This window comes from Candidatus Accumulibacter aalborgensis, from assembly GCF_900089955.1.
GTDB classification, from domain to species: Bacteria; Pseudomonadota; Gammaproteobacteria; order Burkholderiales; family Rhodocyclaceae; genus Accumulibacter; species Accumulibacter aalborgensis.
Genome location: NZ_FLQX01000008.1, coordinates 25371 through 32355 on the forward strand (window position 1 = coordinate 25371; position 6985 = coordinate 32355).

Here is a 6985-nt window from a genome sequence, read left to right on the forward strand (position 1 = left end):
TTTCTCAGACGCGAAGCTGGGCGGCGAATGCATCTTGCAGATAGGCCGTCAACTGCTGCATCGCCGCGTCGACTTCGACTTCAAGCAACGTTTTTTGAGTATCTTGCATCATTATGCGAAAGGCAAGGCTTTTCTTGCCCGCTTCGACGCCTCTGCCGGCATAGACATCGAACAAGCTGATGTGCCTTACGATGGCTGGGCGATTGGCGGTCATCCCATCGACCAGCTTCTGCAATTCAAGTTCGTGATCGACGACGATCGCCACATCGCGTATGACCGGTGGTTGGCGGGAAACCTCGGCGTAGTGCGGCAGGCTGGCCACCAGCACGGCATCGAGGTCAAGTTCGAAAAGCACCGGAGCCAGAGGCAAGTCGTACTTCTGCTGCCACTGCGGATGCAACTCGCCGACAAAACCGATTGCCCGGCCATCGACCAGCAGCCGTGCACTGCGACCAGGGTGCAAGGCCGGATGCAGCGCTGTCTCGAAGCGTGCCGTGAGCGGGGCGAGCAGCATCTCGAGATCGCCCTTGACATCGAAAAAGTCGACGTTGCGGGCCAAGTTTCCCCACTGCTCGGGAAGCGCGCTGCCGTACGCCAGCGCGGTGAGTCGCCATGGCTGGCGAAAGCCTGCTACCGGGCCACCGAGCGGATCGCGAACGAAGCAGCGCCCGGTCTCGAAAACGCGAACGCGGATCTGTCGACGCTTGAGGTTGGTCGCCACGTTGGCGATGAGGCCGCCGATCAGCGTCGAGCGCATGACGCTCATTTGGCTGGCGATCGGGTTGGCCAGCCGAATCGGCTGATCGTTGGCCGAAAAATCGGCTTCCCAGCTCTCATCGACGAAGGCAAAGTTGACCACCTCCTGATAACCGCAATCAACCAGCATCTGTCGCGCACGAGGCAGAGGCCGCGCCTCTTCAGTCTGCGGCAACATGGACATCAAGGCCCGCGGCGCCGGCGCCGGAATATTTTCGTAGCCGTGCAGCCGAGCAATCTCTTCGATCAGGTCTTCTTCGATCTCGATATCGAAACGGTAGGTCGGCGGCGTGACGATGAAGTCGTCTCCGTCCCGACCAAACGGCAGATGGAGGCGCGAGAAGATCTCGCCAATGCGCTCAGTGGTGAACGCCAGGCCGAGAACCCTGGCCACTCGCGCCGGCCGCAGACGAACCGGCGGACGATCGGGCAATCTCGCCAGGGCTTCGCTGACTGGCCCGGCCTGGCCACCGCAGATATCGATGAGCAAGCGGGTAGCGCGTTCGAGCGCGCGTCGCGTGCCACCGAAATCGACGCCACGTTCGAAGCGATGCGAGGCGTCGGAGACAAAGCAGTAGCGGCGAGCGCGGCCGGCAATCGCTGGCGGGGAAAAAAACGCGGCCTCCAGAAACACATCGGTCGTCGCCAGCGTGATGCCGCTGTCCTCCCCCCCCATGACCCCGGCCATGGCCAGCGGGAGGTGATCATCGGCGATCACGAGAACGTCCGCCTGCAACTCGAGCGTCTGCTCGTTGAGCAGGAGGATCTTTTCCGCCGGACGCGCCATGCGGGCGTGTATGGCACCCTGCAGTCGGGTATTGTCAAAGGCGTGCAAGGGCTGGCCCAATTCGAGCATCACGTAGTTGGTGATGTCGACCAGTGCCGAAATCGGGCGAATTCCGCTCCGTTCGAGGCGCCGCCTCATCCAGGCGGGAGTCACGGCGCGCGCGTTGACGCCGGCGATGACCCGACCGCAATAGCGTGGGCAAGCGTCCGGGGCGTCGAGCACGACCGCTCGGGCAGCCGCGATGGTGACCTCGACGTCGTCGACTTCCGTGAAGCGGGCCGGCGTGCCGGTCAACGCAGAGACTTCGCGGGCCAGACCTTCGAGCGACAGGCAGTCAGCCCGGTTCGGCGTCAACTTGAGCGTCAGCAGGCGGTCATCGAGGTCGAGATGAGCACGGATATCGTCGCCGACCACCGCGTCGGCGGCAAGGACCAGCAAACCAGCAGCGTCGTCGGCAATAGCTAACTCCTTGGCCGAGCAGAGCATGCCGAAGGACTCAACGCTGCGCACCTTGCTGACCGCGATCCTGAAGCCGCCCGGCAATTCGGCACCGGGCAACGCACACGGCACCTTGATCCCGGCGACGACGTTCGGCGCGCCGCAGACGATCTGCAGTGCCTCGCCGGAACCGACATCGACGCGGCAGACGCTGAGGCGATCAGCACCCGGATGTTTGTCTACGGCGAGCACCTGGCCGACGACGACGCGGTCGAAGAACGGAGCGACGGTTTCTTCCTGCTCCACTTCGAGGCCGGCCATGGTCAACAGGTGCGCGAACTCATCACCCACGCAGGCGGGGTCGACAAAGGTACGGAGCCAGGATTCCGAGAATTTCATGGGTGCTTTACGCCAGGAGAAACACGGTCAGACAAACTGCCGCAGGAAGCGCAGGTCGCCATCGTAGAACAGGCGCAGGTCATTGACGCCATAACGCAGCATCGTCAGGCGGTCCGGCCCCATGCCGAAGGCAAAACCGATGTACTTCTCGGGGTCGATGTTGACGTGCCGCAGGACGTTCGGATGGACCATTCCGCAACCGGCGATCTCCAGCCAGCGGCCCTTCAGGGCACCGCTCATGAAGGCCATGTCGATCTCGGCCGATGGTTCGGTGAAAGGAAAAAACGACGGGCGGAAACGCACCTGCAGGTCATCGCTCTCGAAAAAACGCCGCAGGAAATCGTTGACCACGCCCTTCAGGTCGGCAAAGCTGACACGCTGACCAACCCACAGACCCTCGACCTGATGAAACATCGGCGAATGGGTCGCATCGGAGTCAACGCGATAAACGCGCCCCGGCGCAATCACGCGAATCTCGGGCATCGTTTCCAGGCCGGCATACCTGGCGACATGCGCCTGCATGTAGCGCACCTGGATCGGACTGGTATGCGTTCGCAGCAGGATGCCCTCGGCGACCCCGCCCAACTGATCCTGAAGATAGAAGGTATCGTGCATTGAGCGCGCGGGGTGATCCGCCGGCGTATTGAGCGCCGTGAAGTTCTGAAAGTCGGCCTCTATTTCAGGTCCATCCGCGACGTCGAAACCGATTGAACGGAAGAGACCATCAATACGTTCGAGCGTGCGCGTCACGGGGTGCAACCCGCCGCGCGACTGACCGCGGCCAGGCAAGGTCACGTCGAGCGCCTCCTCGGCCAGCCTGGCTTCCAGGGCCAAGCGCCGAATCGCCTCCCGGCGGCCATTGAGCGCCGCCTCGACAGATTCCTTGGCGCGATTGATCGCCGCGCCGACGGTCTTTCGCTCGTCTGGCGGAAGTTTGGCCAAGCCCTTGAGCAAGGCTGTGATCTGGCCGCTCTTGCCGAGGAAGGAGGCCTTGATCTGCTCAAGCGCGTCGGGGTCGTCAGTCGCCGCAAAAGCGGCCGCTGCGGCGTGGACTAGGTCATCGAAGTTGTGCATGGAGTTTTGTGCATGGTTCACCGAAAAAAGGAGGCTCTCGCCTCCTTTCCTCAGACGTCGTCGCGCTCAGGCGTGGAGTTGGGCCTTGGCCTGCTGGGCCAGAACAGCAAAGGCCGGCTTGTCGAAAACCGCCAAATCGGCCAGCACCTTGCGGTCCACTTCGATCTGCGCTTTCTTCAGGCCATTCATGAAAGTGCTGTACTTCATGCCCAGTTCTCTGGCCGCCGCATTGATGCGGGCAATCCAGAGGCTACGGAACTGACGCTTCCTTTGCCGGCGATCACGGTACGCGTACTGGCCGGCCTTCATGACCGCCTGTTTGGCGACGCGATAGACATTCTTGCGCCGACCGCGATAACCCTTGGCCAGAGCGAGAATCTTCTTGTGGCGCGCGTGCGCCGTTACACCACGTTTGACTCGGGGCATTTCTTATCTCCTCAGGCGTAAGGCAGCATGGAACGAACCATGGCCTTGTCAGAGGCATGCACCTCGGTCACTCCACGCAACTGGCGCTTGGTCTTGGTATCCTTCTTGGTCAGGATATGTCGCTTGAACGCGTGCGAGCGCTTGATTCGTCCGCTGGGACTGATCGTGAAGCGCTTTTTCGCCCCCGACTTGGTCTTCATTTTGGGCATTGAATGCTCCTGTTTATAAACATGCTGCCAGGTGTCCCCCGACGGGAGCACTTTCGACCCGGCACCACTTGTATGGTCGGTTCCTGCGTCTGGAACTACTTCTTCTTGCTCGGCGTCAGCACCATGACCATCTGGCGGCCTTCCATCTTTGGCATCTGCTCGACGAGCGCCATCTCTTGCAGATCTGCCCTGATCCGTTCAATCTGGCGCATGCCAATATCCTGGTGCGCCATTTCTCGACCACGGAAGCGCAAGGTCACCTTGACTTTGTCTTCTTCTTCAAGGAAGCGCGTCATGTTGCGCAGTTTGATCTGATAGTCGTTCTCGTCCGTCCCCGGACGAAACTTGACTTCCTTCACCTGCACCTGTTTCTGTTTGAGCTTTGCCTCGTGCTGGCGCTTCTGCTCCTGGTACTTGAACTTGCCGAAATCAACGATGCGACAGACCGGCGGCTGCGCCATTGGGGCAATCTCGACCAGGTCGAGTCCAGCTTCCTGAGCCAGAGCGTAAGCGGCCCTGACACTCATTACTCCAAGTGCCTCGCCTTCTTCGCCGACGAGACGAACTTCCGGTGCGTTGATCTCTTGGTTAACGCGTTGCGCCTTTTGCAGTGCGATGGGTTCACTCCTTGTGTCGACAAAAGTTAAGCCGTGCCACTTCGCGACGCAATTTCATCAAGAAGCTGCTGAATCAGGGCATCTAGCGACATTTGTCCCAAGTCCCGACCCCCGCGTGTGCGCACGGCCACCAGATTGGCTGCCACTTCCTTATCGCCAACGACGACCTGGTAGGGCAGCTTGTTCAAGCTATGTTCGCGGATTTTACGGGTAATTTTTTCGTTGCGCAAATCCGCTTCGACCCGCACACCGGCCTCGCGCAGCGCAGCCGCCACCTGCTCGGCATATTCGGACTGTTTCTCCGAAATATTGAGCACCACAGCCTGCATCGGCGATAGCCACAAGGGCATGGCGCCAGCATAGTGTTCGATGAGAATTCCGATAAAGCGTTCGAGCGAACCGAGGATCGCCCGGTGCAACATGACCGGAATGTGACGCTCGTTGTCCTCGCCCACATAGTGCGCATCGAGGCGCGCCGGCAAGGCGAAATCAAGTTGCAGCGTGCCACACTGCCAGACCCGTCCGAGACAGTCCTTGAGCGAAAACTCTATTTTCGGGCCGTAAAAAGCGCCTTCCCCAGGTTGCACATCGTAGGAGAGGCCCTTGATGGCCAAAGCTTCGGCCAGCGCGACTTCCGCCCGGTCCCACTCCTCGTCGGAACCGATGCGCTTTTCGGGGCGCGTCGACAGCTTGACGAGAATTTCGGCGAAGCCGAAATCCGCATATACCTCTTCCAGGAGGTCGATGAAGGCGGCAGTCTCCGACAGGACCTGCGCTTCGGTACAGAAAATGTGCGCGTCATCCTGAACGAAGGCGCGAACGCGCATGATGCCGTGCAAGGCACCTGAGGGCTCGTTGCGATGACACGAGCCGAACTCGGCCAGCCGCAAAGGCAAGTCACGATAGCTGCGCAAGCCCTGATTGAAGATCTGGATGTGACCAGGGCAGTTCATCGGTTTGATCGCGTAATCACGGTTTTCCGACGCCGTGGTGAACATGTGCTCGGCGTAATTGTGCCAATGACCCGAGCGCTCCCACAGCGTGCGATCCATGACCATCGGCGTCTTGACTTCACAATACCCGTTCCGGCCGAGGACACGGCGCATGTACTGCTCGACCTCCTGCCAGATCGTCCACCCCTTCGGGTGCCAGAAAACCATTCCCGGCGCCTCGTCCTGCAGGTGGAAAAGGTCCAGGTGCCGACCGAGCTTGCGGTGGTCGCGTTTCTCGGCCTCCTCGAGCATATGCAGGTAGGCGTCCTGATCTTCTTTCCGGGTCCACGCCGTACCGTAGATCCTCTGCAGTTGTTCGTTGCGATGATCGCCACGCCAGTAGGCACCAGCGAGCTTCATCAGTTTGAATACCTTGAGCTTGCCTGTTGAAGGCACATGCGGACCGCGGCAGAGGTCGACGAACTCGCCCTCACGATAGAGCGACACTTCCTGTCCTTGCGGGATGGCATCGATCAGCTCGGCCTTGTAGCGCTCGCCGATCGACCTGAAGAAGGCGATCGCCTCATCGCGCTGCCAAACCTCACGCCGCACCGGAAGGTCCCGCCGGGCAATTTCGGTCATCCGCTTTTCAATCGCCGCCAGGTCCTCGGGAGTAAACGGGCGCTCGTAGGCGAAGTCGTAGTAGAAGCCGTTCTCGATCACCGGGCCGATCGTCACCTGCGCCGCCGGAAAGAGTTCCTTGACCGCGTAAGCCATCAGATGCGCGGTGGAGTGCCGGATGATCTCCAGGCCCTCGGGATCCTTCTCGGTAATGATGCCAAGCTGTGCGTCAGTGGTGATGGAAAAGGATGTATCCACCAGGCGACCGTCGACCCGGCCCGCCAGGGCCGCACGCGCCAGACCCGCGCCGATACTCTGCGCAACTTCGGCAACCGTGACGGGCTGCGCGAACTCCCTTTGAGAACCGTCAGGCAATTTGACAACCGGCATAGTGCTACCCCAGCAAGAAAACGGCGCGACCTTGATACTAACGCACAAAGCCCTCACCGCGGAGCGGAGAGGGCTTTGTATTTTGGGGAGCCTGGCGGTGACCTACTTTCACACATGAAGTATGCACTATCATCGGCGTGCCTTCGTTTCACGGTCCTGTTCGGGATGGGAAGGGGTGGGTCCAAAGGGCTATGGCCGCCAAGCAAAACTGGTTCGCACGCCGCGTGGTAGCGGGGTGCGTTGGAAGAAGGTTTGGTACAAGGGTTGTGATTGTTTCGATCCGGTGGGCGAACCGTAGCGTGAGCATGGGTTCGGACCGGTGTTGAGCGTTGAGTT

6 protein-coding genes and 1 rRNA gene are annotated in these 6985 nt (G+C 60.6%); all 7 read right to left on the reverse strand.

The window, feature by feature from the left end; genetic code table 11:
• Positions 1-4: 4 nt before the first annotated feature.
• Entirely contained in the window at positions 5-2380 is a 2376-nt protein-coding gene (gene pheT, locus ACCAA_RS01550) for a phenylalanine--tRNA ligase subunit beta (protein WP_186405493.1), read from the reverse strand.
• Between the two features lie 27 nt (positions 2381-2407).
• Positions 2408-3454, reverse strand: a complete 1047-nt coding sequence (gene pheS, locus ACCAA_RS01555; protein ID WP_186405494.1) for a phenylalanine--tRNA ligase subunit alpha — start codon at positions 3452-3454, stop codon at positions 2408-2410.
• 66 nt (positions 3455-3520) lie between these two features.
• Entirely contained in the window at positions 3521-3880 is a 360-nt protein-coding gene (gene rplT, locus ACCAA_RS01560) for a 50S ribosomal protein L20 (RefSeq protein WP_186405495.1), read from the reverse strand.
• An 11-nt stretch (positions 3881-3891) separates the two neighbouring features.
• Positions 3892-4089, reverse strand: a complete 198-nt coding sequence (gene rpmI / locus ACCAA_RS01565) for a 50S ribosomal protein L35 (RefSeq protein WP_186405496.1) — start codon at positions 4087-4089, stop codon at positions 3892-3894.
• 95 nt (positions 4090-4184) lie between these two features.
• Positions 4185-4706, reverse strand: coding sequence for a translation initiation factor IF-3 (gene infC / locus ACCAA_RS01570; RefSeq protein ID WP_186405501.1), 522 nt, complete (start codon positions 4704-4706; stop codon positions 4185-4187).
• Positions 4707-4732: 26 nt separating this feature from the next.
• Positions 4733-6649, reverse strand: a complete 1917-nt coding sequence (gene thrS, locus ACCAA_RS01575; RefSeq protein WP_186405497.1) for a threonine--tRNA ligase — start codon at positions 6647-6649, stop codon at positions 4733-4735.
• An 89-nt stretch (positions 6650-6738) separates the two neighbouring features.
• Positions 6739-6852, reverse strand: a 5S ribosomal RNA gene (gene rrf, locus ACCAA_RS01580).
• Positions 6853-6985: the final 133 nt, after the last annotated feature.

Excerpts from the sequence above, each read along its gene's own strand:
- rpmI (WP_186405496.1), bottom strand. The coding sequence starts at position 4,089 with ATGCCCAAAATGAAGACCAAGTCGGGGGCGAAAAAGCGCTTCACGATC.
- pheS (WP_186405494.1), bottom strand. The coding sequence starts at position 3,454 with ATGCACAACTTCGATGACCTAGTCCACGCCGCAGCGGCCGCTTTTGCG.
- pheT (WP_186405493.1), bottom strand. The coding sequence starts at position 2,380 with ATGAAATTCTCGGAATCCTGGCTCCGTACCTTTGTCGACCCCGCCTGC.
- rplT (WP_186405495.1), bottom strand. The coding sequence starts at position 3,880 with ATGCCCCGAGTCAAACGTGGTGTAACGGCGCACGCGCGCCACAAGAAG.
- thrS (WP_186405497.1), bottom strand. The coding sequence starts at position 6,649 with ATGCCGGTTGTCAAATTGCCTGACGGTTCTCAAAGGGAGTTCGCGCAG.